General features: G+C 37.9%; 28 protein-coding genes. 1 reads left to right on the top strand and 27 read right to left on the bottom strand.

Annotated elements, in window-relative coordinates:
- Nucleotides 1-22 precede the first annotated feature (22 nt).
- The 9 genes from rsmH to RDV78_03460 form a co-directional block, all read right to left on the bottom strand.
- The gene (gene rsmH, locus RDV78_03500; protein MDS1029568.1) at nt 23-958 is read right to left on the bottom strand and encodes a 16S rRNA (cytosine(1402)-N(4))-methyltransferase RsmH; all 936 of its coding nucleotides are present in this window, start codon (nt 956-958) and stop codon (nt 23-25) included.
- Between the two features lie 20 nt (nt 959-978).
- Nucleotides 979-1,416, bottom strand: coding sequence for a division/cell wall cluster transcriptional repressor MraZ (mraZ, locus tag RDV78_03495; protein ID MDS1029567.1), 438 nt, complete (start codon nt 1,414-1,416; stop codon nt 979-981).
- A 149-nt stretch (nt 1,417-1,565) separates the two neighbouring features.
- Nucleotides 1,566-2,771 (bottom strand): amidohydrolase, encoded by a 1,206-nt coding sequence (locus RDV78_03490; protein ID MDS1029566.1) that lies wholly within the window; start codon nt 2,769-2,771, stop codon nt 1,566-1,568.
- Entirely contained in the window at nt 2,768-3,739 is a 972-nt protein-coding gene (locus RDV78_03485) for an ROK family glucokinase (GenBank protein MDS1029565.1), read from the bottom strand. Before RDV78_03485 ends, RDV78_03490 begins: the two co-directional genes overlap by 4 nt.
- 47 nt (nt 3,740-3,786) lie before the next feature.
- On the bottom strand, nt 3,787-3,900 hold the full coding sequence (locus RDV78_03480; GenBank protein MDS1029564.1) for a rubredoxin: 114 nt from the start codon (nt 3,898-3,900) through the stop codon (nt 3,787-3,789).
- Nucleotides 3,901-3,911: 11 nt separating this feature from the next.
- Nucleotides 3,912-4,556, bottom strand: coding sequence for a tetratricopeptide repeat protein (locus tag RDV78_03475; GenBank protein ID MDS1029563.1), 645 nt, complete (start codon nt 4,554-4,556; stop codon nt 3,912-3,914).
- Nucleotides 4,557-4,643: 87 nt separating this feature from the next.
- The gene (gene bshB1 / locus RDV78_03470) at nt 4,644-5,351 is read right to left on the bottom strand and encodes a bacillithiol biosynthesis deacetylase BshB1 (GenBank protein MDS1029562.1); all 708 of its coding nucleotides are present in this window, start codon (nt 5,349-5,351) and stop codon (nt 4,644-4,646) included.
- A 5-nt stretch (nt 5,352-5,356) separates the two neighbouring features.
- Nucleotides 5,357-6,973: a bacillithiol biosynthesis cysteine-adding enzyme BshC gene (bshC, locus tag RDV78_03465; GenBank protein ID MDS1029561.1), complete on the bottom strand. Its 1,617-nt coding sequence runs from the start codon at nt 6,971-6,973 to the stop codon at nt 5,357-5,359.
- Between the two features lie 476 nt (nt 6,974-7,449).
- Nucleotides 7,450-8,211, bottom strand: a complete 762-nt coding sequence (locus RDV78_03460) for a histidinol-phosphatase HisJ family protein (GenBank protein MDS1029560.1) — start codon at nt 8,209-8,211, stop codon at nt 7,450-7,452.
- A 162-nt stretch (nt 8,212-8,373) separates the two neighbouring features.
- On the opposite strand from RDV78_03460, the gene RDV78_03455 reads away from it, so the two are divergent.
- Nucleotides 8,374-8,553: a small, acid-soluble spore protein, alpha/beta type gene (locus RDV78_03455; protein MDS1029559.1), complete on the top strand. Its 180-nt coding sequence runs from the start codon at nt 8,374-8,376 to the stop codon at nt 8,551-8,553.
- A gap of 30 nt (nt 8,554-8,583) precedes the next feature.
- Here the strand turns inward: RDV78_03455 and fliY are convergent, their stop codons facing one another.
- The 18 genes from fliY to fliR all read right to left on the bottom strand — a co-directional run bounded on the left by fliY (nt 8,584) and on the right by fliR (nt 23,247).
- On the bottom strand, nt 8,584-9,798 hold the full coding sequence (gene fliY, locus RDV78_03450) for a flagellar motor switch phosphatase FliY (protein MDS1029558.1): 1,215 nt from the start codon (nt 9,796-9,798) through the stop codon (nt 8,584-8,586).
- A complete protein-coding gene (fliM, locus tag RDV78_03445; GenBank protein ID MDS1029557.1) occupies nt 9,799-10,782 on the bottom strand; it encodes a flagellar motor switch protein FliM in 984 nt (327 codons plus the stop codon).
- Between the two features lie 45 nt (nt 10,783-10,827).
- Nucleotides 10,828-11,190 carry a response regulator gene (locus tag RDV78_03440; GenBank protein MDS1029556.1) on the bottom strand — a complete coding sequence of 121 codons (363 nt, stop codon included), beginning with the start codon at nt 11,188-11,190 and terminating at the stop codon, nt 10,828-10,830.
- A gap of 19 nt (nt 11,191-11,209) precedes the next feature.
- The gene (locus RDV78_03435) at nt 11,210-11,812 is read right to left on the bottom strand and encodes a chemotaxis protein CheC (protein MDS1029555.1); all 603 of its coding nucleotides are present in this window, start codon (nt 11,810-11,812) and stop codon (nt 11,210-11,212) included.
- A 32-nt stretch (nt 11,813-11,844) separates the two neighbouring features.
- Entirely contained in the window at nt 11,845-12,615 is a 771-nt protein-coding gene (locus RDV78_03430; protein MDS1029554.1) for a protein-glutamate O-methyltransferase CheR, read from the bottom strand.
- A 22-nt stretch (nt 12,616-12,637) separates the two neighbouring features.
- Nucleotides 12,638-13,138 (bottom strand): chemotaxis protein CheD, encoded by a 501-nt coding sequence (locus RDV78_03425; protein ID MDS1029553.1) that lies wholly within the window; start codon nt 13,136-13,138, stop codon nt 12,638-12,640.
- Nucleotides 13,139-13,188: 50 nt separating this feature from the next.
- Nucleotides 13,189-13,473 carry a rod-binding protein gene (locus tag RDV78_03420; GenBank protein ID MDS1029552.1) on the bottom strand — a complete coding sequence of 95 codons (285 nt, stop codon included), beginning with the start codon at nt 13,471-13,473 and terminating at the stop codon, nt 13,189-13,191.
- A 41-nt stretch (nt 13,474-13,514) separates the two neighbouring features.
- On the bottom strand, nt 13,515-14,303 hold the full coding sequence (gene flgG, locus RDV78_03415; protein ID MDS1029551.1) for a flagellar basal-body rod protein FlgG: 789 nt from the start codon (nt 14,301-14,303) through the stop codon (nt 13,515-13,517).
- Between the two features lie 8 nt (nt 14,304-14,311).
- On the bottom strand, nt 14,312-15,079 hold the full coding sequence (locus tag RDV78_03410; protein ID MDS1029550.1) for a flagellar hook-basal body complex protein: 768 nt from the start codon (nt 15,077-15,079) through the stop codon (nt 14,312-14,314).
- 10 nt (nt 15,080-15,089) lie between these two features.
- The gene (locus tag RDV78_03405) at nt 15,090-15,458 is read right to left on the bottom strand and encodes a hypothetical protein (GenBank protein MDS1029549.1); all 369 of its coding nucleotides are present in this window, start codon (nt 15,456-15,458) and stop codon (nt 15,090-15,092) included.
- Nucleotides 15,459-15,580: 122 nt separating this feature from the next.
- Nucleotides 15,581-15,976 (bottom strand): hypothetical protein, encoded by a 396-nt coding sequence (locus tag RDV78_03400; protein ID MDS1029548.1) that lies wholly within the window; start codon nt 15,974-15,976, stop codon nt 15,581-15,583.
- Entirely contained in the window at nt 15,976-16,671 is a 696-nt protein-coding gene (locus RDV78_03395; protein ID MDS1029547.1) for a FliA/WhiG family RNA polymerase sigma factor, read from the bottom strand. Before RDV78_03395 ends, RDV78_03400 begins: the two co-directional genes overlap by 1 nt.
- A 4-nt stretch (nt 16,672-16,675) precedes the next feature.
- On the bottom strand, nt 16,676-17,344 hold the full coding sequence (locus RDV78_03390) for a flagellar brake domain-containing protein (GenBank protein ID MDS1029546.1): 669 nt from the start codon (nt 17,342-17,344) through the stop codon (nt 16,676-16,678).
- 7 nt (nt 17,345-17,351) lie between these two features.
- Nucleotides 17,352-18,221 carry a MinD/ParA family protein gene (locus RDV78_03385; protein MDS1029545.1) on the bottom strand — a complete coding sequence of 290 codons (870 nt, stop codon included), beginning with the start codon at nt 18,219-18,221 and terminating at the stop codon, nt 17,352-17,354.
- Nucleotides 18,214-19,293 carry a flagellar biosynthesis protein FlhF gene (locus tag RDV78_03380; GenBank protein ID MDS1029544.1) on the bottom strand — a complete coding sequence of 360 codons (1,080 nt, stop codon included), beginning with the start codon at nt 19,291-19,293 and terminating at the stop codon, nt 18,214-18,216. Before RDV78_03380 ends, RDV78_03385 begins: the two co-directional genes overlap by 8 nt.
- Nucleotides 19,290-21,335: a flagellar biosynthesis protein FlhA gene (gene flhA / locus RDV78_03375; GenBank protein MDS1029543.1), complete on the bottom strand. Its 2,046-nt coding sequence runs from the start codon at nt 21,333-21,335 to the stop codon at nt 19,290-19,292. Before flhA ends, RDV78_03380 begins: the two co-directional genes overlap by 4 nt.
- A gap of 56 nt (nt 21,336-21,391) precedes the next feature.
- Nucleotides 21,392-22,483 (bottom strand): flagellar biosynthesis protein FlhB, encoded by a 1,092-nt coding sequence (gene flhB / locus RDV78_03370; GenBank protein ID MDS1029542.1) that lies wholly within the window; start codon nt 22,481-22,483, stop codon nt 21,392-21,394.
- Nucleotides 22,480-23,247 carry a flagellar biosynthetic protein FliR gene (gene fliR, locus RDV78_03365; protein MDS1029541.1) on the bottom strand — a complete coding sequence of 256 codons (768 nt, stop codon included), beginning with the start codon at nt 23,245-23,247 and terminating at the stop codon, nt 22,480-22,482. The genes flhB and fliR overlap by 4 nt, the downstream gene beginning before the upstream one ends.
- Nucleotides 23,248-23,251: the final 4 nt, after the last annotated feature.

Here is a 23,251-nt window from a genome sequence, read left to right as displayed (position 1 = left end):
ACTTAGAACAAAAGCACTAAAATTATCCATTAATTCTTTCTGCAACTCTGAGCTTTGCACTTCGGGCCCGAGGATTTTCTTCTAATTCCTGGCCAGAAGCTGTAATAGGTTTCCTGGTAATTAAGCGCAGCAGCGGCTTTTGGTGACACATGCAGACTGGAAAATCCGGGGGGCATGTACATCCAGTAGACAAGCTACGAAATTTTTCTTTAACAATCCGATCTTCCAATGAATGGAAAGTTATAACTGCAATTCTGCCTCCAGGTTTTAATAAAGGTACAGATTGTTCCAAAGCTCTTGCTAAGACATCCAGTTCTCTATTAACTGCAATTCGTAAAGCCTGAAAAGTTCTTTTGGCTGGATGAGGCCCTTCCCTTCTGGCTTTGCTTGGAATTGCCGCTTTAATTATATCCACCAATTGGCTTGTGGTTTCAATGGGATTTTTTATCCTTTCAGCAACAATAAAGTTAGCAATTCTTTTCGCCCACTTTTCTTCTCCATATTCCCATAGAATTTTGCTCAATTCGGGTTCCGACAGATTATTTACTAACTCCTGAGCCGTAAGCAAATTTTCCTGATCCATCCGCATATCCAAAGGAGCATCCTGCATATAACTAAAGCCCCTTTCCCCAGCATCCAGCTGATGAGAAGAAACTCCTATGTCAAACAAAATACCATCAATAAAATCTATCCCTAACTCTTTTAAGACTAAATCCAGTCGGCTAAAATTAGTTCGTACAGCTTTAAAATTTTCATAGCCTGCTAATTTTTGGCCGGCTTCTTTTAGGGCTTCCTCATCCTGATCCAATCCAATTAGGAGACCCTGTCCTCTTAATCTTGTTAGAATTCCTGAACTATGTCCGCCTCCGCCCAAAGTGCAATCTACGTAAACTCCACCGGGACGAATATTTAACAAATCCATAGTTTCATTGAACAATACAGGAATATGATATTCCATTGATTTAACACCTTCCCAGGTTAAAGATCAAAATCTAGATCAATGATTGTTTCCGCAATTTTTTCATAATCATTCTGCGCAGCTAAATTGTATTTTTCCCAAACTTCTTTACTCCAAACTTCAACCCGGGTAGAAACTCCGATGACTACCACATCTTTTTCTAAGCGAGCATGGTCACGCAGTACTTGCGGCAATAATACCCTGCCCTGCTTGTCCAATTCACACTCAGTAGCACCGGAAAATAAAAAACGCACAAATGCCCTGACATCTGACTTGGTAAAGGGCAGTTTTCTTAATTTTTGTTCAAGCTTACTCCATTCTTCCCTAGGGTAAATAAAGACACAATTATCAAGTCCTTTAGTCATAACAAAAGAATCCCCTAATCCTTCCCGAAACTTAGCGGGAATAATCAGACGTCCTTTCCCATCTATGGAGTGTTGAAACTCCCCCATGAACATGACATTTACCCCACTTTACTCCACTTCTCACCACTCACTCCCTAAATATTCGTTATACATTAAAAAATTCCTGCAAAATTTACTGGAAATTAAAGTAAATAAAGCTATAAAAAATGCCTAGGGCCGGCCTAATTTTAATTAGGCCGGCCCTAGGCACAAGTAAAATGCTGTAATAGCTCCATAGACATGATAACCATTATTCTTACTCCTTGCTGAAGGCAGCTTTCATCTATATTAAATCTAGGGTGATGCCACGGGTAATTTGGACTTTGTTCTTTCCCTGCCCCTAACATTAAAAATAATCCGGGAACTTCCTCTGCATAGTAAGCAAAATCTTCCCCACCCATGGAGGGTTTAGCTAGTAGTACAGTTTTTTCTTTACCTAACTCTCTTTCGAGAAAAGGCTGCAGTAAATTTACTAAAAATTGGCTATTAATGGTTGCCGGGTAGCCCCTAACATATTCTAAGCTATAATCTGCACCGGCAGCAGAAGTTATACCGCCAACAATTTGGTGAAACATGTCAGGAATAGTTTTTCTAATTTCCGGGTTTAAGGTTCTGACAGTACCCACCAATTCAACTTCCTCAGCTATCACATTACGTCTGATTCCCCCCTGAATTGTGCCAATGGAAACAACTATAGCTTCTAACGGATCCACCCTTCTGCTGGCAATGGTTTGTAGTGCTAGTACTACTTGGGCCGCTATAACTACTGCGTCTACAGCTTTGTGAGGTATAGCCCCATGTCCGCTGGTTCCCTTGATAATTAACTTAAAATTATCGTCAGCAGCCATAATTGCTCCTGCTTTTAAACCTACACTGCCTGCAGGGAGACCGGGAAAAACATGTAGTCCCAAAATAGCTTTAACCCCAGGATTTTTTAATACTCCCCCTTGAATCATTTCCCTGGCACCACCTGGAGGACATTCTTCCCCAGGCTGAAAAATCAATTTGACTGTTCCTTTCCAAAGATTAGCATTCATAGCCATGATAGCAGCTGTCCCTAAAGCAATAGCTGTATGTGCATCATGGCCGCAGGCATGCATAACGCCTGGATTTTGGGAAGCATAGCTGACCCCAGTTTCCTCTTGAATTGGCAAAGCATCCATATCTGCCCTAATAGCAATAGTCGGCCCTGGTTCTTTGCCTTTAACTAACCCTAACACCCCGGTTTTAGCAATGCCTGTTTGAACTTCAGCACCTATTTGCTGCAAAATACTACTCACAAATCGGCTGGTTTCCACTTCGGCAAAACCTAATTCAGGAAACTGGTGTATCTGCCTGCGCCAGGCAATTAGTTTTGGGAAAATACTTTCCAGTTGGGGTTCCAGCCAGGAAAATTTACCATCATTCATCTCTCCATCTCCCTTTCAGGATTAAAAACCAGGCGAGCCGCTCCTAAGAGGCCCGCATCGTTGCCCAGCTTGGCTATCATCACTTGTGGTATTTTTTGCGGAAGCATGTGCATTTTTTCCTCTAGCATTTTCCTTACAGGCTGCAACAAAATATCGCCGGCTGCTGAAACACCTCCGCCTAAGACTATCAAGGGTATATCTAACAGCAAAGCAACATTCATTATGGCAGCTGACAGGTAATCTGCAACTTCTGCAACTAACTTTTGGGCAATTAAATCATTTTGCAGTGCACAAGTGAAAATATCTTTTGCTTCTAACTCAGGAAATTTTGCCAAAGCAGTTTTTGCTCCCTTAGCTATTTCCTCTTTAGCTCTCCTAACAAGAGCTGTAGCTGAAGCAACTGTCTCTAAGCAGCCATAGTTTCCACAGCCGCATTTCACTCCTTTTGGTACCATCTGCAGATGCCCTATTTCAGAACCAAATCCGGAATAACCTGTGTATAGTTTTTTCTGTACAATTAAACCAGATCCCACACCTGTACCAATAGTCATAAAAAGAAAATCACTAAAACCAGAGCCAGCTCCTGCCCAGGCCTCTCCTAAGGCAGCAAGGTTGGCATCATTTTCAAAGTAAATAGGTAGAGTTATTTTATCCTCAAAGAAGGTACGAAGGTTAATGTTTTTCCAGCCCAAATTAGGAGCTAGCTCTACGTATCCTTCTCGACTTCTTACCCAACCGGGAATACCTATCCCAATGCCTAAAATTCCATTTTTTTTAGCAGTAACAGAAGTCTCCAACTTTTCAACTAATAGAAGCAACTGTTTTGCCACATGTTCTAGACCCTTTTCCTTTTGGGTTGGCAGCTGCTGCCTAAAATAAATTTTGCCCCGGCCGTCAACTAAAGCACCTTTTATAGCAGTTCCTCCCAAATCGATGCAAACAGCATACTTATCTAAATTCATGTGCATTTTTCCACCTTCTTGCCGCTAATTAACAAAAAAGGGCCTTTAGGCCCTTACTTTTCTTCTTTTTTTTCAAAGCTATCTTTTGCTTGGCATTCTGGACATTTTTTAGGCTTACATCTTCCTTCCTTTTCATAACCGCAACTGCTGCATTTCCATAAAGCCATAAGAATACCTCCTATTTTTTATTATCTTGTTCTGCATTATTAATTAACTCTTTAAAGACATTTGCCACTTCAGCATTGGGGTTAGTCTTTAAGGCGGCCTGCCACTGCTCCTTAGCCCCTTTAACATCATTGCGTACAATTTTCAAGTAAATGCCATAATTCATCCGGGCCTTTAAAAACTTAGGATCTAGGGCAATGGCTTTTTGATAATATTTTTCTGCTATGGCATATTGCTTGCTATACAAGGCAGCTGTAGCTAAGTCTACCATGACATTAACGTTTTTCGGCTGCATCTTTATAGCTTTTTGATAAGTGGCCACTGCATCCTTAAAAAACTTCTCCCCATCCTGATATTTTTCTAAAGTAAAATAGTAGCTGGCTAAATTGTACTGACTATTACCTAAAGCAATAATAGTATCAGAATTTTTGGGATTAGCTTTGTATTGCTTTTCATATTCGTTAATATTTGCTTGCAGATTTTTAATAGCTTCTTCCGTATTTACGGCTGTGTTATCTTGTGTTTGAGTTTCTTGGTTTACTTTGGGAAGGGGTTGAACAAAAATATAGGAACCTACTAAGCCAAAAGAAAGTACAACAACTAAAATAATTAATGGAATTTTGGCCATTCTTTTATATCTACGTATGGCACTTAGCATTAGTATAAATCTCCTTTATTTAAATAATTGTTAAAATTATATTATTATACACCGGCAGCCCTGTCAACAATCTAGCAAATCAGTTATTTATAAAGCAAAAAGATCTCCTATAGAAAGCATTTCCTTACTATAGTAAGGTTCCCCATATGTAGCTTTAATTAAGGAGCCAAAAAACCTATTTCTAGCTTCTAAAGTTTCTGTAAAACCGCCTGTATTTAGGCTGGTGGGCCGTAGGCGATCAGGATCGAACTGTGAATGGTGTGCTTGGACAGCTGCAACTTTCTGCTGAAAAGCAGCGGAAATATCCACAACAAAGCTGGGTTCAGCAAAAAAGTTGTTTAAAAAATAATGAAAGATATGTTTAGTGCGATGGGGCTCTAAATCAGGCATAACTTTCCACAACCCGGCACTAAAAACAGCCTGGGCAACAAGTTTGCTGCAATTCACATGATCGGGATGCCTATCTTCGGGAAAAGGTACCAGCACTATCCGGGGTTTAGACTGGCGGATAACCTTTACTATCTCAGCTATATTTTGTTCATTTATGGAAACTCCCCGATCAGGAATCCCTAAATTTACCCTCCATTTTACATTAAGAATGCGGGCAGCTTCGGAAGCTTCCTTAGCCCTTTCCTCTACTGTTCCGGTACTGGCCATTTCACCTTTCGTTAAATCAACTATTCCTACACTGCGCTTTTTTGCTGTTAAGGCTATTAAACCACCGCAGCCTATTTCAACATCGTCAGGATGGGCCCCAAAAGCAATAAGATCAGCTTTCTCCAATTTCTCCAACATTTATCTCAACTCCCTAAAAAAATAAATTTGTGGCTAAAATCCCCAATTGGGTTATGCTCAACAAGTAAATTCTTAATTAGCTCGGGACCCCATTTAAAGAGATAAGGGAGAATATTAAAGATATTTTCCTGGACATGTCTATTTGGGTAAAGGTTTTTCTGCAGCCAAAGGAAATTTTGATCTAAATCCCTATTCTCCTGGCTATGCCGCTGCCACACCTTACTCTCCAGGTAATCAATTTCTCCCATTATTCTATGTAGATTTTTGGCTTGTAATTCAGCTAAATCCTCATATTTTTCAAGATAAGGAGCAGTTGCAGTTCCTAAATCGTGGGCTAGTTCCTTTTTCAAAAGTTGAAAATGCTCTTTAATCTTTAGGTTATCCCTAGCTGCTAAGTTTTTTTCTTTCGTCTCTCTAAAATCAGACCACAGATCCTGCAAATCAGTCACGTGATATTTATCTAACTTGGCTGCAACTTCCGGCTCAATGATTGTAAAGCTGGCTCGCGGGTAAAGTATAGGCATTTGGGCACCCATTATTTTAAAAGCACCTTTTATCTGAGCCCAGTAATTAATTTCGCCGGGGCCGGCTACATAAATCAGCGTAGGCAACAAATAATCTTGCAAGATGGGCCTTAACAATACATCCGGGCTGAAGGCATCAGGCCTGCTTTCCATCATCTGTTCTAAATCCTTACTTGTCCAAAATTTATTTTCTGCCTTAAATTGCCCTTTTTCTTTTAATAAGGGCAGACGGTTTCCTTGGTCATAAGTAAATAAATGAGTATGAAAAGGAGATTTTTGAACTGCCGGTTTAAAGCCAAGTTGTCCCACAGCATGCTCCGACTCTTCCAGGGACAGTTGAATTTGTTCTTGGTTAGCTAAGGCAGCTTTCCAGAAAGGCTTCGCCAAAGCACGCAATTCCGGCTGCATAGGATTAAAGTAGATTAAACCATATTCAGCTAGCAAAGAAAGCATTATTTTACCGAACCAATCGGCAATGGTTGCACTTTCCTGAAGTTTTTCTTGGAGCAGAGAAATAAACTCTTCTTTGAAATTCCCAAAAGAAGTATTTGCTGCTAATTGTGCTATGGCTTCCCGGCAAAAATCCCCTGCAGGAATTGAACCAACTGATGGTGTCCCTGTTGGCTTAAATGAAAGTTTGATTTGAGCTATTTTTTCTTGAGCATTCAAATAGTGAATATGGTTTATCTCTGCATAATCGTGATCTTCTGCAGCTGTCCAAAAAACAGGAACAGCTTTAATCTGATATTTTCCTTTTAATTCTTGCGCCAAGTAAATAGCTGTTAAAGCCTTATATACGGTTAATAAAGGTCCTGTAAAAAGGCCCGTTTGCTGACCCGTTACCACAGCAACTGTTTTTTCTTTGGCTAGGGCTGAAATATTTTCTAAGGTAAGACTACCTGCTCCCAGTCTTTGGTTCTCTTTATATAAAACTTCTGCCAAGGCACTTCTATCCCCAGCCCAATTACCCGCAAGATAATCCATTCTTTCTTGAACCGGAAATTTACTTGGGTCATATTCAAATAAATGTTTAACTTGAGCGAAATCTTGAACATACAATTCATAAAGATTTTTTTGGGTGGGCAATTCTATTGTCATGGTTTGCAAACTAGTTCCTCCTTGCTGCAACTTCCCTAACTAAGTAAAAAACGCTTCTATACAGAAGCGTTTACCAATATCCCCATCGGGATCTTTGATAACGTTGGTAGCATGTTTTACAAAGCGACTTTTTACCCCAAAATTCGTTGATTTCCAGCAGTTTTTGCTTACGACACGGTTTGCCGCATTGCTGACAACAGACTATTTCTGTAACATTACTCATTCTATCCCCACCATGTCTACATGTTTATATATTATAATATCCTTTCTGTACCTTATTATGTGGCAAGGCGGCGACAGTTTTTTTTAATTAATTTAAAAAAGATTTGTTGTTTCCCATCTCCATCCAGTTCTGGATCTAGTCTATTAAAATCTTTTGAACACTCATTTGAACCGAGTGAAAACGGTTATCTAAATCACTATTTCGTATAGATATTCTACCCTAAAAGTTAAATTCCTTCCTCAGACAAACTTCCCTATAAAGCTACAATATCCCGTTTAAAATCAGTAAAAATGGCAATTTTATTGTAGCCAATCTTTCTCAGCAGCTCATAAATCTCTTGTCCTGCCCTTCCTACATGTTCTGCTTCATGGGCATCAGAACCTATAGTAATGGGGATATTCAAAGCAAACATTCTTTCAATAATTTTAGGTTCCGGGTAAATTTCTCCTACCGGCTTAAACAAACCTGTACTATTAATTTCTACCACTTTGTCATGTTTCTTGATTAATTGTAAAAGAGGTTCAACCCAATAAAAAATATTTTTGGTAGGCCGAAAAGCAAAAACTTTGGCTAAATCTAAATGACCAATAATTGGGTACAAATCTGAAAGGACAACTTTTTCTACCATGGAGAAGTACATACTGTAAAATTCGTCTATGTCCAGCTTTTCATAGCGATCCATATAGTCTGGATGGTCAAACATCCAACCGTCTAAATCATGAACTGAACCTATTAAATAATCAAAAGGAAACTGCTTTAATAAAACTTTTAAATCCGGTTCTCTGACAGGATCATAGTTAACTTCTAGTCCTAAGCGAACTTCTAAACTTGGAAAGAAAGAATTCAGCTTGTCCTTAATGGAGAAATCAACATCTTCCAAGAATAAATCATGATCGGAAAAACCAAATACGCTTATCTTTTGCTTTTGAGCTTGCTCCAAAAAGGGCAGTAAGTATTCTAAATCATAACTGCCCGTACCATGTGCTAAAGGATGAGTATGTAAGTCTACTAACATAATTAAACTCCTTTATAAATTTCTTATCGTAAAATTACAACATAATAAAATTACAACATAATATGTTAAATGCCAAAATACAATGGAATTTTATAACACCATAAAAAAGCGAATTTCTGCTCATACTAGACTTGCGTACAGTTAAATAAGGAGGCTTTGGCTATGGCCAAAATTATGTCCGATGCCCTTAAATGGGAATTAGCAAAGGAACTTGGTGTTGAACAAATCGTTGCCACGGAAGGTTTCGGAGGAGTTCCCTCAAGAGAATGCGGAAGACTGGTTGCAAAGGCTATCGAACTTGCTGAACGGAGTTTGATAAACCCTGGTACCCCTAAATTATAACTGTATGCTAAAGAGGCCTTTTGGCCTCTTTTATTTTCGTAAATTATTTAGTCGCTGGACAGGACTATCAATGGAAGTAATTCTTACCCCAAAATATTCATTGACAACCACAACTTCTCCGTGAGCAATTAAAGTCCCATTAACTAAAATCTCTACAGGTTCCTCAGCATATTTTTCCAATTCCACAATGCTGCCAGGTATTAAATTTAAGACTTCTTTAATTGGCTTCTTTGTTTTCCCCAAAATAACTGAAATATTTAAAGGAACATCTAAAATTAATTCTAAATTTTTTGTAGACTCTCCTGCTAGATTACTTTGGTTTCGGCTTAGGCTAGGACCAGTACTATAATAGCCTCCTGCCATTTCTGAAGATGCTGCATTTTCATCCATCGGCGATTCTTCAAAAGAAGAAGGCGGTGTTGGCATTGTTTCTTGAATAGGTTCCGTAGTTATTGTTTCCTGAATTGTTTCCGGTGTTGCTGCTGGGGAGGAAGTGCTAGTCCCCAAGAGGATGCCTGTTTCTTCTTTAGCAACAGAAAGAGGAAGTATTTGCATAATTCCGCTGTTAACAAGGCTTCCTATTTCCATTTTAAAATAGACAACAACTATTCTCTCATTATTATCCCAAGGAAAAGGTATAGGGTCTTTTTGCGTATTAATTGACTTCACGATAGGCGGAGATATAACTATAGGTTTTTGAAAAATAGTACTCATGGATGTAGCAGCTGAACCCATCATTTGATTCATAGCCTCTCCTACAGCACTTGCCTGCAGCTCACTTAATTCAATTGAGGGGTTTTTCCCATCCCCTCCCATCATTAAATCAGCTATAATAGCCGCATCACTTACTTTTATTACCAGTAAGTTTGTGCCTCTTAAACCTTCAGTATAACTTACTTCAATTAACATATAAGGAACTTGAAATGTTTCCGTTAATTCTTGTGAAGATGTAATTGTAACATTTGGTGTCGTTATATTAACACGTTGGCCTAACAACTGAGACAAAGCAGTTGCTGCTGAACCCATAGAAATATTACCAATTTCCCCTAGCGCATCCTGTTCTGTGGTGGATAGGTCTAATTCAGCAGGTAAATAATCCTGAGTATTCCGGGCATCATCTTTAGGATCATTCTGAAATTCATTTTGGGTATCACCCTGGGAGTCATTTTGAGATCCATCTTCTTCAACCAAATCTGGTGAATTAAGTAACGCATCAATTTCCTCTTGTGATAAAAAATTACTCAATTATTCGGCCTCCTTGGCAAAAGCAGTAATTTGAACGGCCAATTTTTTTCCTGTCATTCCAGGCTGAACCTTAAATTTTAACAAATCTCCCACTAATAAATTCATATCTTGACCTACTTGATTATCCAGGGTGATTACATCGCCCACATGCAAATTTAAAAAATCCCGAACCGTAATTTTCGTCTGCCCATATACTGCTTCTAAATCCAGTTCTACTCTATCTAAAAAGTGACGAATTTTTTGTTTATAAACCTCTGCTTCACCCTCATCAATGCTGGTAAACCAATGCCGTGCTGTTAATTTTGGCAAAACAGGCTCTAAAAGCATGAAAGGCAGGCAAAAATTAATCAGCCCTTGGTTATCGTTAATTTTAGTGGAAAGAGTAACTGTAACCACCGTTTCGTTAGGCGAAATAATTTGGCTTAATTGAGGATTAGTTTCCGTAGACTGAATATTAGTTTGAATCTCGAAAATATCACTCCATACAAAATTCACATTTTCTAAAAGCCTTTTATATAAATTTTTTAAAACATTGCTTTCAATATCAGTTAACTCTCTTAATTTAGCTGGCATAGCGCCAGGGCCACCGAATAAAAGGTCGATGATGGGAAAAATAAAACCGGAGTTTGTCTCTAAAATAGCGGAACCAGGCAATGGCTCCATAGTAAAAATTGTTAAGAGAGTTGGGGTGGGAACAGAAAGCACGAAATCTTCATAAGTTAGTTGTTCTACAGATGCTATCTTAACTTGAATGTTAACTCGAAGATATGCCGATAAAAAATTAGCTGCCACACGTGCAAAATTATCGTAAATTAAATATAATGTCCGCATTTGATCTTTCGAAAATTTATTGGGCCTGCGGAAATCATATTCTTTAACTTTTCCAGCTTCTGTTTCATTTGATAAATCATCTGGAGATAGATCCCCTGAAGTTAAAGCATTCAAAAGCATATCTATCTCCGATTGAGATAATACCTCATCCACTTTTATTCACCACCACATTAACTGCAATTCCTAAGTAGTCAGTAATTAACCTAATGTCTTTTGGATCGCCTGCAGTACTCTTTCTTGTTGGAAAGGCTTAACAATAAAATCCCTTGCTCCGGCCTGAATTGCTTCCATAACCATCATTTGCTGCCCCATAGCACTACACATAATTACCTTTGCATTGCCATCAATTTTCTTAATTTCTTTCACAGCTGCAATTCCATCCATTTCAGGCATCGTAATATCCATGGTAACTAAATCTGGATTTAGTTCTTTATATAACTGGACAGCTTTCTGCCCATTCTCTGCTTCTCCAACAACTTCATAACCATTCTTATTTAAAATATCTTTAATCATCATGCGCATAAATGCTGCATCATCTACTATTAGAATTCTTTTACCCATTTTCCATACCTCCGTAAAATTAGAGTCCAAGGGAATCAAAAATTACCTTTAAAGAACCATTTTCGGGCACTAAGAAAAAGTGTCCGTTAATTTTGATTTCGTTTTGATAAAACTGCGTTTCAATAATTAAAACCTGATCCTCAAAATACCCTCCCTCTAGTAAAGCAGCACTAAGTACTGCCCCCAGCATATCAAAAGCAAACTGAGGAACAGAATAAATAAAAGAAAGTTTAGTTACATCAGAGAAAGCTGTTAGAAATGAACCGGATAGTATATTCCCTATTTCTTGTAAAGCTGATAAACCCATTGCATCTAGCTCCTTGGTAGTGCCCATTGGGTTGCCGAAAAGCATATCAATTAAATAATAAGAGCTTTCTTCTGAAAGTAAAAACAGGATTTGGCTTTTTGCTTCTCCATCAACTGAGAAATCAATACAAGCCACTTTATCCTCTTCGTTGCCTATAAGAGAGCAAATATCGTTTAAAGGCATCACACCTGCTTTAGGAACAGTCATATCTATCCTTTTATTCAAAAGCTTAGCTAAAGCGCTGGCAGCGTTGCCCGCACCAATATTTCCTATTTCTTGTAGTACATCTAATTCAAAATTTGTCAATTGATCCATTACCTTAGGAACTCCTTTACTACACAAAGTATTTAAAAAGGTTTCTGATAAAACCAGGGGGAAATCTTTTCATAGCCTAATTCCCGATACTTTAACATGTTTTCCGTTGCGCCAATAAAAAGAACTCCTCCGGGACTTAAAGCTTCAAAAAAGCCCTTGTACAACTTATCCTGCATTTCCGACGTAAAGTAAATAGTAACATTGCGGCAAACAATTAAATCGTAGTTCCTATCATACCGATCTGTCAGGAGATCCTGGTACTTAAAAACAATTCTCTTTTTAATTTTTTCATTAACTACGTAGAATTCTTCCTTCTTTTGAAAATATTTTCGCAGCCGTTCGGCCGATATATTTTTTAAAAATCGTTCTTCATATTTTCCTTCTTGAGCAACTTCCAAAATGTTTTTATCTATATCAGTAGCATCGATGCTATGATTCTGGTTTGGAGTAAGGTCTTCTAAAATAATAGAAATGGAGTATGGCTCACACCCATTGGAACAAGCGGCACTCCAGATTTTTAGCCTAGACTTTCTTTTCAAGAGCCCCGGAATAATCTTTTTTTCTAAATTCATAAATATATCAGGGTTCCGGAAAAATTCCGAAACATTAATTGTGACCTTATCCAAAAAACGGTTCAATTGTTCTTTATCTTTTTGTAAAGCAACAAAGTAAGAACCGTAATCGTTAAAATGCACATTTTGCATCAAACTATCTATTCGACGTTTAAGCTGCTTCTCCTTGTATCCGTCTAAGTTTAATCCGAAATGTTGATGCACTCTGCGTTTAAACTCACTAAACTCCACAGCCTTCCTCTCCCCCTCCCCTTTAAATAGTACGCAGCGGTGACCCAATAGTTCTGATAAAGACTTTCCCCGTAGACGTATCCAAAATCATGGTTCTCCCAAAATTTCCACCAGTTTCTTCCCCAACAATTTTTAATCCCAGCTTTGCTATGACTTCTTTAGACATTTCTATATTGCGCTGACCAATATTTAGGGAGTTTGAGGATTTACTATTATTAAATTGAAACATTTGGGCACCGCCTGCCATCTTAACTTGCAGCGCCGTTTTCTTTGCTCCCAATTTTAACATTTCATTAAAAAGAACTGGAACCCCTAAATCAGCAAACTTAGCCGGATTAGTGACACTTTGAAACTGAGTACTATCAGGCAACATAACGTGTACTAAACCGCCGATCTTGTTGTAAGGGTCATATAATGTAACCCCCACACAGGAACCCAAACCTAAGGTAATTATTTGATAGGGAGAGCTGGCTGCCTTGTACTCCGCTATTCCAACTTTTATTTCGGTAGCATTTGGTAACATTGTATTCCTCCAACAATTCCAGTACTGTAATTAGCCCTCTATTATGATCATTATTTTTTTGCTTTTTCTGTTAATTCCTGGTACAACATATTGGCTAATTGATTATCTGGATTTTTCGCCAACTCTTTCGAAATTTCGTCATAAAAAAATTCCTGAAAAAAAGTACTTTCTGCTGATGTGTTCGAAGAACGATCAATAGTTTTATCCATTTCCTGTAAAACCATTTGGTAAAAGACAGCAGTAAAATCACTGCAAGCTGCGGCCAATTCCTTTTGTTGTTCAGACTGAGCTGTTGTTTTTATGGGGACAGCTGTCCCATATCCTCTAACCTCCATACCTACTCCCTCCCCCTAAAAACTATTCCATCCAACGGCAATCAACGCCGTAAATTATTAGCTATTGACCACATTTCATCGGAATTTTGAATCGATCGAGAATTAAATTGATAGGACCTTTGGGTAGCAATCATCTCAACCATTTCTTCTAAAATATTGACATTGGAACCTTCTAAATATCCTTGTTTAAAGGAACTGCTGCCCGGGTCTTCAGGACTTTCTATTTGTACAGACCCACTTGCATTGGTTAAAGTATAAAGATTTTGCCCCACAGGTTTTAAGGCACTTGGGTTATCAATCTTAAAAAGAGGAATAGTTCCAGCTTCGATATTTTCACCTAAATCCGTATTAATCAAAATTGTCCCTTTATCCTGGATTGTAATTTTTTTGGCAGTATTTAAAATTTCCGGGTTCACAGTGATATCTGCAGATACCCTATAACCTGCCGAATTAACTAGCTGCCCCCGGTCAAAATGCAAATTTCCATCCTTCGTATAAGCGAATTGACCATCCGGCAGCTCAACTTCCAAAAAGCCTCTCCCGAGAATCGCTACATCTAAATCTCTTCCCGTTTCGATTAATTGACCCTGACCAAATAAAAAATAAGTATTGTTTACCTTAACACCGGAGCCAACTAGTACTTTGTTTTGCTGATTATTTTTAATGGGCAAAGTAGTACTGTTTAATTCTTGATAAAGTAAATCGGAAAAACTAGTACGCTGTTTTTTATAACCTGTAGTATTAACATTAGCTAAATTATTGGTAATTACATCCATCCGATTATTTTGAGCCGTCATTCCAGATGCCCCGTTCCACAAAGACCTTATCATTAGATCACCTACCTAACACTAGCTATATCGTTAACGCTTTTACCTAAAATTTCGTCTTGAGCTTGAATAGTTTTCTGGCCTGACTCATAAGAACGCATAACCATAATCATATTGACCATTTCATTCACTAGATTAAAATTAGGTTTTTCGATAAATCCTTGTTTAATTTGAACTTCCTCAGGAGCTAAATTTCTGGCTTGGGCTTGATTAATAGCCGTATACAAATCGCTGCCTTGCCTAGTTAGGTAACTAGGATCAGTAAAATTGGTAATTCGTAAATAATCTACATTTGTTCCATCCACAGTCACAGCACCGTTAGGATCAACTTTAAAATTATTTTCACCAACTAAAATTCTACCGTTAGTGCCTAAGACATAGTCACCTTGATTGTTGACTAAATAACCTTGCCCATCAACCTTAAAGCTGCCATTTTGGCTATACCTGACGCCTTGGGCCGTTTGTAGAGTAAAAAAACCAGTACCAAGCAAAGCTAGATCGCTGTTATTTCCTGTTTCCTCTAAAGAACCATTTTGCCAGTCGATAACTTCCCGATCAATCATGACTCCATTACTATAAGCCCCAATGGGCTTTGAGCCATTTTGGCTGCCCTTCTCCCCATCGATTTTACTTAATAAAACTTGGGGAAAGGAGCTAACTGAAACTTCGGATTTTTTATACCCAGGAGTATTAATATTAGCAATGTTGTTGGTAATCAAATCCTGTTTAATATCTTGCACCAGCATTCCTGTTGCAGCCGTGTAAATACCTCTTATCATTTCAAGCCTCCTATTGGCGAACCAGCGTTTTAATTACATGATCTAAATTGCTGTTGGTCTTTAAAGCGTATGTTCCTATACGGATTTCTTGGGTTAATTTCAATTCCTTCAGCCTCTTGACAAAGGCCTGTTCATCTTTAATTATATTGTTTTTCCGCAGCCGCAGCCCAATTTGTTGAATTGATTCACCCGAGTTAACCTTTATAGTTACAGTTTTTGCAGCCGGTTTTGCTGCAAACTGTTTTACTTCAGATTGTTTTGTTGCAGGCTGCTGCACAACCTTTGCCTGTGGTTGTATAGACTGGTTTGCCGTCTGCTTATTTTCAGCAGGAAAAGATAGAACTTCATCTTTATAAACCATTCCAATAGACCTACCCATTTTTTCCATCTCTGCTTTAGTAGGTTCTACTTTTGCCGGTTTAGTAAGCAAAATAATTAAGGAAGCTATAATTAGCCCTATACCTAATCCTAAGCAAAATTGAGCATATTTTAGGGGGATTTTTAATTTTTTAAGTTTAAAATTAATTCTATTTCACCCTTCCCTTTGCCAAATTCTTTTGCCAGTTCAGTTACTCCTTTACCTTGTTTATAGGCTGCTAGAATTTCTTCATTAATGTTGTCAATACTTGTCGGTAAAGGTTTATTTTCCATAATATTCTGTTTTAAAGGCTGAATACCTGTTTTTTGCCTAATGATTTTTTCCCTTTCTCCCTTGGATTTTATTTCTTGAACAATATTTTCTAAAGCACTTACTTTACTCTCTAAATTCTGCAAATAGCTAGGCAAAAAATATTTTTCGGGAAAAGATTCTATTGAGTGTTTTCCCCATTGTCCAACTGCTTCTTGGTAAGTAAGCGCAACTAAAAAAATACCAATGATTAGTAGTAGGTAAGCCATTAATCTTTTCCTCCAAATTCTTTCAATTCCTGCCTTAGACGAGTAATTGCTCTAGCATGAAGTTGACAAACTCTTGATTCCGATACATTGAGTACTTGACCAATTTCTTTTAAAGTTAGCTCTTCATAATAATAAAGGTTTAAAAGCAAACGATCTTTTTCTCCCAAATTTTCAATTGCTTTTACCAAAGCGCTTTTTAATTCTTGCTCTTCCAGCATTAACTGAGGGTCGGGACTTTTGCTGTCAACTACTGTATCGGCCAGTGTTAAATTATTATCTTTCGCATAAATAAAGCTTTCTAAAGAATCTATTGTCAATTTATTAATATCAAGTAACAACTGCTCTACTTCGGAAACACTAATTCCCATTTCCGCGGCAACCATTTCGTTGGTTATTTCTTCGTTTCCTGCCTGTTCCAATTTATCTAAAACCTTATTATAACTTTTTAAATGTTCATAAACAGAGCGGGGAGCCCAACTATGTTTACGAATAGCATCTAAAATTGCTCCTTTGATTCTTGGAGTAGCGTAGCTTTCAAATTTAATGCCTCTCTGAGGATCAAACTTTTGGAAAGCTTCTAAAAGTCCAAATACTCCCCAACCAATCAGATCATCAGTTTCCAAATAGGCTGGCAGTCTAACTTGCAAATGATTGACTATTAATTTAACTAAAGGCAAAAAATCTTCTGCCTTCATGAAATCACCTCTCTGCCCAACGCTGTTCCCGCATTTTGCAAAAAATAAACCGAATCAGGAGCTCCCTTTCTTTTTCCGTAATCTTCTCAAAACCAAGACCTGCTAAATTATGGGTACGTTTTTCGTCAGCAGGTATAAATCTAACAATTTTACCTACAACAAATACATTATGTACATCACCATCCATTGCCAGAGGAATGTGCACGTAAAGCAAACTATTTACGGGAATTTTTTTATCTATGGCTATTTGCATTCCACCCCCGCTAATATCAACAACGCGAGCCTTTTCTTGAGGTTTAAGCTGATTTAGGCGGTCTAAATCTTCAGAAGAAATTTCCTGATAAAAAACTTCAAAAATTGTTTTTATGCGTACGAAATTACGCAATTGAATACGCTCTACTTCTTTGGGGTTAGATAAATAATATAAGGGAATCTGATCCCTGCTTCTAAAGAGAACTTTGCTCACAAATCCATAGCGTTCGTTGTCTGACAAAACCATTACATTTACTAATTCATTAGGGTGCAAAATAAGATATTCCCCTAAACAGGAGGGAACAGCCACCGCAAATGAATCATCTTTAACTTCTTGAATCAAAGATTTATAAATGGTATTTTCATCTATTCTACTTAACTCAACTTTACGGTTAATTACTAAAATATTATCAAGCTGCAAAAAGTCCTCACTCCTTAGCAAAAAGGCTGATCAGCCGATTAATAAAACCTGTGGTTCCTTTTGGAGGCCTAAAGTTTCCTTGTAAAAGGTTGGTAGCAATTTGCAGTATATTATCAGCAGCCACTGAATTTGGATACTTTAGAATAAAAGCTTCCTGCTTCATTACTGCTTTATTTACAACTTTATCGTCGTGAATATATCCCAAAGGGGATACTTTTAGTTGCAAAAATTTCTTAGTTACTACTTCAATTTTACTTATTGTTCGCATAGCCTCTTGTCTGCTATTTACACGGTTTACAACCATATGTACAGCTGGATGCAATTTAAACTTAGAAACAATTTTCATAATGCCATAGGCATCAGTCAATGAAGTAGGTTCAGGAGTTAAAATTACAATTAACTCATCGGCAGCACTAACAAACCCTAATACATTTTTGGAAATGCCGGCTCCCGTATCAATTAGAAGAAAATCAGTATCTACCTCTAATTTTTTCAAACCTTGCATCAATCGCTCACGCTGGAAGTTATCTAGGTTTGCCAGTTCTTCCATACCGGAAGCACCTGGAATCAGCTGAATATTCTCCGGTCCTGAAATCATTACTTCCTGAAGAGTCTTGCTGCCTTGTAAAACATCATACAATGTATAAGATGGCACCACACCTAGCAGTACATCTGCATTAGCCATACCTAAATCTGCATCAAAAATAACCACTCTTTTGCCTTTTTTAGATAAAGCAACAGCTAAATTAATGACGAAATTAGTCTTACCTACTCCTCCCTTGCCACTAGTAATCGTAATTATCCTAGGTTTATGCTGTATATGTTCCTGCGAGGAAAATTTAATAATTTCTCTTAGCTTTGCTGCCTGGTCAGCCATTGCTCACCGCCCCCAGAATCATACTGACTAATTGTTCCGGTTTACAAGATTGAATATCTTCAGGAACATTCTGTCCCGTAGTCAAGTAGGCCACAGGTACTGCGGCAGCATTGGCAAGATTAAGAATTGGGCCATATGTATCAGTTTCATCGGTCTTAGTGAAAATAAGCTTTGTATACTTTAATAGTTTAAAGTCTTCAGCAATATTAATTAAATCTCTTCCTTTAGCTGTACAGCTAACCACAAGAAAAATTTCTGCCGGCTCCACAACTTCTAAAAAAGACTGTAATTCTGCCAGTTGAAAACTGTTTTTGGAAGGCCGGCCTGCTGTATCAATTAAGATAGCATCCATACCTTCATAACGTTTAACAGCTTCTTGCAATTCTTGAGGGGTCAAAACAGCTTCCATTGGTACGTTCAGAATTTCGCTATAAATTTTTAGTTGTTCTACAGCACCAATCCGGTATGTATCTATAGTCAATAAAGCAATTTTTTTCTTTTCATAAATAGCTAAGTGGGCAGCTAATTTAGCTAAGGTAGTTGTTTTACCTACCCCCGTAGGCCCCACAAAGGCATAGATTCTACCTGAACAGTCCTGGCTGCAGCATTTTTCCAAGATGCGGAGCATTTTTTCCTGCATAATTTGCTTAAAGAAAGCTTCATCCTCTAACTGTCCGATGGTAAAGTCTTTATCTAAACCATCGAAAAGCAAATTTATTATTTCGTGGCTTATTTCCAATTCCTTTAGAGTAGACTGCCATTTTAGAAGTATATTGGAATCGGGGAAATTTCCTTTACTTCTCTCTGTTTCCCGCAGCATTTTGCGCAGGAGAGATTTAACTTCTGCCACTTCTTGACCTAAATTATGCTCAGACTTTTCTTGCTGCTCATTCTTTTTATTTCCTTCTTCCAAAGCTGCCGTAACTTCCAATTTACGAGCCCCTAAAAATTTTAGCCATTTACCTTGTTTAACCCAACGGCTGGAGATAATTACAGCATCAGTACCTAAGTCTTTCTTAATAATTTCCATGGCCTCAGGCATGTTATTGACAATATAACGTTTTACTTTCAATCTAACATCACCGTCCCAATTGATTCTACATCCAGTTCAGGAGTCAATTCATTTAATGATAAAACAATTAAACTAGGCATAAAACGTTCTGTTAGCCTCCGAAAGGGCAGCCTAATCCGGGAAGAGCATAATACAATAGGCTGCAAGCCTGAGATATTCATTTGTTCAGTCATTGATGCCAAGCGGTCAAAAATCTTTTGTGTTACTTCAGGGCTCAAAGCAGGGTAACTGCCGTGCTGGGTTTTCTGCAAGGAATCAATAATCTCTTGTTCCAGCTTGGGATGAAGTGTAATAACTGTCATTTTTCCTTCTACGGCATACTGTTTACTAATGGTTCTTTTCAGCGCCTGTCTAACCATTTCTGTTAAATAATCCGGATCTTTGGTCATGCGGGCGTTATCTGCTAATACTTCTAGTATAGTTGTTAAATCTCTGACTGGTACCCTTTCCGCCAGCAAATTTTGTAAAATCTTTTGGACTTCACCATAAGTCATTAAGTCAGGAATCAATTCCTCAACAACAGCTTGGTTTAGCTCTTTAACTGTATCAATCATTTCTTTAACTTCTTGTCTGCCAATTAGTTCGGCAGCATTGGCTTTAATGAATTCTGTCAAATGAGTAATCAACACTGTAGCACAGTCAACTACTGTAAAGCCACGCATTTCTACTTCGTCCTTGGTATCTGGAGTTATCCACCACGCCGGCAGCCCAAAGGTAGGCTCCTGGGTGGCAATCCCTTGACATTCCAAATCAAAATCCGTCGGATTCATAGCTAAAAAATAGCCGGGCAGCACTTGCCCCTTGGCTACCTCTACACCTTTAAGTTTAAAGACATAATCATTTGGACCTAACTGCAGGTTATCTCGAATGCGAATTGGCCGGACAAAAACGCCTAACTCTGCTGCACACTGCCGGCGCACTGCAGCTAACCGGTCTAATAAGTCTCCTCCCTGTTCTTCGTCCGTTAATGGAATCAGGTTATAGCCAATCTCTATTTCCATAGGATCAACCTGGAATAAATTCAAAACATTTTCCGGCTGGCGAACTTTTTCCCTTTCCTTATCTTCATCTTTTTCTTGCTTAGCAACTAATTTGTTCTTTTCCTCTTTAGCTAAAACATAAGCTGAATAAGCAGTTGCAGCTCCTAAAATTAAAAATGGTAGATTAGGCAAACCGGGAATAAGTCCTAAAGTCAGCAAAATACCTGCAGCTAATGCAATAACCTTGGGGAAAGCTGTTAGCTGACTGACTAAATCTTTACCAAAACTTTCACCAGATGCTGATCTAGTAACTAAAATACCTGTAGCCGTAGAAATTAATAAAGCTGGCAATTGGCTGACTAAACCATCACCTACAGTTAAAACAGTGTAAGTTTGCAGAGATTGGAGAAAAGACATTTTTAACTGCCAGATACCAATAATAAAACCACCGAAAATATTAATTAAGGTAATAACAATTCCTGCAATAGCATCACCTTTGACGAATTTGCTGGCACCATCCATAGCTCCGAAAAAGTCAGCTTCCAACTGAAGCTGTTTACGGCGGAAACGTGCTTCAGCATCTGTAATTAGTCCTCCATTTAAATCGGCATCAATACTCATTTGCTTTCCCGGCATAGCATCTAGGGTAAATCTGGCTGCCACTTCTGCTACTCGCCCAGCACCATTGGTAATAACCACAAACTGAACAACAGTAATAATAATGAAAATAACCATACCCACTACATAATTTTCACCAACAACGAAACCTCCAAAAGCTTCAATTACCTTTCCAGCTTTGGCCTGCCCTAAAATCAATCTAGTTGAGGAGATATTTAAGGACAGCCGCATTAAAGTAGTAACTAGGAGTAAAGTAGGGAAAACGGAAAACTGTAGTGGTTCATTAGTGAACATAGTCATTAATAAAATAACTAAACTAAAAGTTAAATTAAAAGACAGTAATAAATCCAAGGCAGCAGAAGGCATAGGAATAATGATAATTAGAATAATTGCAATTACCATACTTGCAATTAAGAACTCACTATAGCCAGAAAGCCTCTTCATGGAACTAAGCATGCCTATATTTGCCTGAGCCAATTAGATAACACCACCTAAAGCTGTCAAAATCTTTTTCCTTCCCGGTAAAGAGTTGCTAGTATTTCAGCAACTGCTTGATATAACTCAACAGGTATTTCCTGATTAATTTCTGCGTTTTGATAAAGGAGACGGGCAACGGGTTTTGCTTCTACTACGGGAACCTTATTTTCCATAGCCTTTTCCTTAATCTTGCGAGCTATTTCTCCTGCTCCTTTAGCAACAACTATAGGAGCTTCCGTTCCCCCAGTTTCATATTTTAAAGCAATTGCAAGATGAGTAGGGTTAGTAATGACAACTGTAGCCTGTGGCACACTTTCCATCATCCGGTGCATAGCCATTTGCCGCTGTTTTTCCCGCAGCTTTGATTTGATTTTCGGATCCCCTTCAGTTTGTTTAAACTCTTCTTTAACTTCTTGTTTGGACATTTTAATATTTTGCCTAAATTCGTATCTTTGAAAGATAAAATCAAGAATAGCAATAACTAAAAAGACTAAAATAATATTTAAACTGATATTAAATAGTAATTTGGCTGCAATCATAAAAGCATTGTAGTTATCATAATCAAATAGAAGCAGTAATGTGTTAAAGTTCTTTTTAATTAATCTATAGCCCACTGCGCCAACAACAATTATCTTCAGCAGTGCCTTAAGTAACTCAACTAGTGCTTTGCGGGAAAACATCCTTTTAAAACCACTAATTGGGTTAATATTTTCTAGCTTAGGTTTAATTGCTTCTGGAGCAAACAAAAAACCTACCTGGGCAAGATTAATGCTTACTCCTACTAAAATAGCACCACAAAAAATTGGAGCTATTATTTTAAAAAATTGGACAAAAGCATATGTAAACAGAGCCATCAAATTCTGCTGGCTCAAAGGATTTTTCATTGCATCGTGTAATAAATACCAAATGGTGTTCATGAAACCGGATGTAATATAATCCTTTAGAATATAAATTAAAACTAGCAGGGCCAGTAAAACAAAGGCTGCATTGATGTCTGAACTTTTAGCAACCTGGCCTTTCTTACGCGTTTCTTGTTTGCGATGAGGAGTCGCTTCCTCAGTTTTTTCTTCAGCAAATAATTGTAAATCTATGACCCAAAAATATGAATTGTTCATCCAAAGCTCCTAATAATCAATAGCAGATCTTGTTCCATAGTGCTTAAGATCTTAGTAAAAATCATAACTAAAAAAGGAAGTAAAATAGATAAGGTAACTATACCGAACCCGATTTTTAAAGGAAAGCCTAAGATAAAAACATTTAATTGGGGTACTGTCCGAGCAACAAGGCCCAGGACAAAATCAATAATAATTAACACTGCTAAAACAGGTGCCGCAATTTTTACAGCTAAACTAAAAGTGCCGCAAAAAATATTTATAATTTGTTCCGCTATAGTACCTTTGGGTAAACCAAAACCTAAAGGTAAAAGCTCATAACTTTTAGCTAAAGCTGCCAAGATAATATAATGTCCATTCAGAACCGTAAAAAGTAAAATTGCCAGTAAATCCATAAAATGAGCTAAGATTGTATTTTGGCTGCCACTTTGAGGGTCGAAGATGCCTACCATGGATAAGCCTATTTGCAAATCGATTAACTGACCTGCCATCCTAAAGCCATTAAAAACTACTGTAGCTGTAAAACCTAAAGCTAAACCAATTAAAACCTCACCAATGAGCATTAACAAATAAGGGAAAGTGTCTATTCCTGCACTTAAAGACGGCTTTGCAACAACCGGGAACATCATAACGGCCAACAGCAAACCTAAAGCCCCTTTGGCTGCAGGAGGCACACTGCGAATTGAGAAAAATGGTGCTGAAGCCACAAAAGCTGTCATTCTAGCAAAAATCAACAACACAATCAACCAAAAAGAAATATCTATCATCTTA

The organism is Bacillota bacterium LX-D (genome assembly GCA_031628995.1).
Lineage (GTDB): Bacteria > Bacillota > DUOV01 > DUOV01 > Zhaonellaceae > JAVLUO01.
Note: the sequence above shows the minus strand (reverse complement) of the source record. Positions and strands in the feature narration are given on the sequence as shown.

Excerpts from the sequence above, each read along its gene's own strand:
- rsmH (MDS1029568.1), bottom strand. The coding sequence starts at position 958 with ATGGAATATCATATTCCTGTATTGTTCAATGAAACTATGGATTTGTTA.
- mraZ (MDS1029567.1), bottom strand. The coding sequence starts at position 1,416 with ATGTTCATGGGGGAGTTTCAACACTCCATAGATGGGAAAGGACGTCTG.
- RDV78_03490 (MDS1029566.1), bottom strand. The coding sequence starts at position 2,771 with ATGAATGATGGTAAATTTTCCTGGCTGGAACCCCAACTGGAAAGTATT.
- RDV78_03485 (MDS1029565.1), bottom strand. The coding sequence starts at position 3,739 with ATGCACATGAATTTAGATAAGTATGCTGTTTGCATCGATTTGGGAGGA.
- RDV78_03480 (MDS1029564.1), bottom strand. The coding sequence starts at position 3,900 with ATGGCTTTATGGAAATGCAGCAGTTGCGGTTATGAAAAGGAAGGAAGA.
- RDV78_03475 (MDS1029563.1), bottom strand. The coding sequence starts at position 4,556 with ATGCTAAGTGCCATACGTAGATATAAAAGAATGGCCAAAATTCCATTA.
- bshB1 (MDS1029562.1), bottom strand. The coding sequence starts at position 5,351 with ATGTTGGAGAAATTGGAGAAAGCTGATCTTATTGCTTTTGGGGCCCAT.
- bshC (MDS1029561.1), bottom strand. The coding sequence starts at position 6,973 with ATGACAATAGAATTGCCCACCCAAAAAAATCTTTATGAATTGTATGTT.
- RDV78_03460 (MDS1029560.1), bottom strand. The coding sequence starts at position 8,211 with ATGTTAGTAGACTTACATACTCATCCTTTAGCACATGGTACGGGCAGT.
- RDV78_03455 (MDS1029559.1), top strand. The coding sequence starts at position 8,374 with ATGGCCAAAATTATGTCCGATGCCCTTAAATGGGAATTAGCAAAGGAA.
- RDV78_03440 (MDS1029556.1), bottom strand. The coding sequence starts at position 11,190 with ATGGGTAAAAGAATTCTAATAGTAGATGATGCAGCATTTATGCGCATG.
- RDV78_03435 (MDS1029555.1), bottom strand. The coding sequence starts at position 11,812 with ATGGATCAATTGACAAATTTTGAATTAGATGTACTACAAGAAATAGGA.
- RDV78_03425 (MDS1029553.1), bottom strand. The coding sequence starts at position 13,138 with ATGTTACCAAATGCTACCGAAATAAAAGTTGGAATAGCGGAGTACAAG.
- RDV78_03420 (MDS1029552.1), bottom strand. The coding sequence starts at position 13,473 with ATGGAGGTTAGAGGATATGGGACAGCTGTCCCCATAAAAACAACAGCT.
- flgG (MDS1029551.1), bottom strand. The coding sequence starts at position 14,303 with ATGATAAGGTCTTTGTGGAACGGGGCATCTGGAATGACGGCTCAAAAT.
- RDV78_03410 (MDS1029550.1), bottom strand. The coding sequence starts at position 15,079 with ATGATAAGAGGTATTTACACGGCTGCAACAGGAATGCTGGTGCAAGAT.
- RDV78_03405 (MDS1029549.1), bottom strand. The coding sequence starts at position 15,458 with ATGGGTAGGTCTATTGGAATGGTTTATAAAGATGAAGTTCTATCTTTT.
- RDV78_03400 (MDS1029548.1), bottom strand. The coding sequence starts at position 15,976 with ATGGCTTACCTACTACTAATCATTGGTATTTTTTTAGTTGCGCTTACT.
- RDV78_03395 (MDS1029547.1), bottom strand. The coding sequence starts at position 16,671 with ATGAAGGCAGAAGATTTTTTGCCTTTAGTTAAATTAATAGTCAATCAT.
- RDV78_03385 (MDS1029545.1), bottom strand. The coding sequence starts at position 18,221 with ATGGCTGACCAGGCAGCAAAGCTAAGAGAAATTATTAAATTTTCCTCG.
- flhA (MDS1029543.1), bottom strand. The coding sequence starts at position 21,335 with ATGAAGAGGCTTTCTGGCTATAGTGAGTTCTTAATTGCAAGTATGGTA.
- flhB (MDS1029542.1), bottom strand. The coding sequence starts at position 22,483 with ATGAACAATTCATATTTTTGGGTCATAGATTTACAATTATTTGCTGAA.
- fliR (MDS1029541.1), bottom strand. The coding sequence starts at position 23,247 with ATGATAGATATTTCTTTTTGGTTGATTGTGTTGTTGATTTTTGCTAGA.